1 protein-coding gene is annotated in these 314 nt (G+C 49.7%); it reads left to right on the top strand.

Features of this window, described 5'->3' with window-relative positions; genetic code table 11:
- Positions 1 to 68: 68 nt before the first annotated feature.
- On the top strand, positions 69 to 314 hold a 246-nt coding region (locus KDM92_RS18350; protein WP_212685798.1), incomplete at its 3' end, for a helix-turn-helix domain-containing protein.

Here is a 314-nt window from a genome sequence, read left to right as displayed (position 1 = left end):
GTTGGTACCAAGCACATGGTATGGAAGGACTGACAAAGAAGTTCACTCATTACAATGCCGAGTTCAAATTGTCTGTCCTGAGGTATGTATGGGACAATGCCTTATCTTACAGTCAGGCTGCAACGCACTTTAATATTCGCAATCCTGGGGTTCTCGCCCAGTGGGTACGACTTTATCGTCATGGTGGGCTTGGCGCCCTAGAACCACGCCGTAAAGGACGACCGCCTCCTATGTCTGCTCCATCAAAAAAACCTAGCCCAAGTCAAGAGCCTGCAGAGGGATCACATGAAGCGCTGCTCGAAGAGCTGAACTAT

It is taken from the genome of Affinundibacterium baiyunense, from assembly GCF_018139645.1.
In the GTDB taxonomy this organism is placed as follows: domain Bacteria; phylum Pseudomonadota; class Gammaproteobacteria; order Burkholderiales; family Burkholderiaceae_D; genus Undibacterium; species Undibacterium baiyunense.
Note: the sequence above shows the minus strand (reverse complement) of the source record. Positions and strands in the feature narration are given on the sequence as shown.